Below are 1471 nucleotides of genomic sequence, written 5' to 3'. Positions count from 1 at the left end.
GTAAGACCGTATGTCCGCTTCTGCCGGTGAGGTGGCTCGCCCTACACTGCGCGTCCGAGGGTTGCTCGGGCGGTCCGAGCCGATCCTCATCACAGGAGGACGAGCCGTGGCAGATTATAGGGAAGCATTTGTCGGAATCGATGTCGCTAAGCTGAGGAATGCCATCGCGATTGCGGAAGCCGGCCGGGAGGGAGAGGTTCGGTTCTTCGGCGAGGTCGACGCATCGGATACGAGTATGCGCCGCGTTATCCAACGGATCGCCGCCAAGTTCGATCGCATCCACCTCTGCTACGAGGCGGGCCCAACCGGCTATGGCCTTTACCGGCTGATCCGTTCCCTTGGCCATGAATGCACCGTGGTCGCGCCATCGCTGATTCCAAGGAAGCCTGGCGATCGGGTGAAGACGAACCGCCGGGATGCTCTTTCATTGGCAAGGCTGCTGCGCGCCGGTGAACTGACGGCGGTATGGGTTCCCGATGAAGATCACGAAGCCATGCGAGATCTCGTTCGCGCCCGGGCAGCCGCGGTCGAGACGCTGCGGGTCCATCGCCAGCAGGTGAGCGCTTTCATGCTCAAGCATGGTCGTGCCTATCCGCGCACGAAGAACTGGACCATGCGCTACCTGCGTTGGTTGCAGGAGCAGCGGTTCGATTATCCTGCACATCAGATCGCGCTCCAGGAAATGGTCGAAGCGGTGCGCGTCTCGAAAGAGCGTGTGGAACGGCTTGAGCGTGTGATCGAAGAGTTCATCCCGAACTGGTCGCTGGCGCCGATCGTGCGAGCGCTCCAGACATTGCGTGGGGTCGATCTGATCGTCGCCGTGACGTTCGCCACCGAGGTCGGCGACGTAAGCCGTTTTGAGAGCCCTCGCCAGCTCATGGGCTATCTCGGCCTCGTTCCCGGCGAGCGATCGACTGGAGAGACAATCAGGCGTGGCGGCATCACCAAGGCAGGCAATGGCCGCGTTCGCCACATGCTGGTCGAGAGCGCCTGGACCTATCGACATCCGCCCAGGATCGGCAAGGCGAAGCTGTACCGGTTGGAGCAGGCACCGCCGAAAGTCCGTGAGATCGCATGGAAGGCTCAGGCCCGCCTGACGACCCGCTATCGAAAGCTGGTTGCGCGAGGCAAGCGAACGACGGTGGTCTGCACGGCGATCGCCCGCGAACTAGTCGGCTTCATGTGGGCCGTCGCCAGGGAGGCACGCTCCACCTGATCGCTCGCCGCGGCAGTGTACACCTCGCGCATGGGCGGAGGCGGGACCACGGCAGGGGAATGCCCGTCAGACGCTTTGTGGCCGGCAAATTGACCGACGCCCGCAGTAAGATAGGAACAGCCCCGGACGCACAATCGGGAATGCGGTAGCCAACCCGCGCATCAGAGCTTGATCACCGACGTCCTTCAGTTCCGCCTCCACCCATGCGCGCTCATCAGAATGAGCAGCCGTTCCTTGGATCGGGCGACCTCCTGC

General features: G+C 63.0%; 1 protein-coding gene. It reads left to right on the top strand.

From position 1 onward, the window contains the following. Window positions 1–106: 106 nt before the first annotated feature. Entirely contained in the window at window positions 107–1216 is a 1110-nt protein-coding gene (locus tag AC0L2L_RS33280) for an IS110 family RNA-guided transposase (protein WP_473584011.1), read from the top strand. Window positions 1217–1471: the final 255 nt, after the last annotated feature.

The sequence above is a fragment of the Mesorhizobium sp. WSM4832 genome, from assembly GCF_055811115.1.
This window is presented reverse-complemented; position numbering and strand designations above follow the sequence as displayed.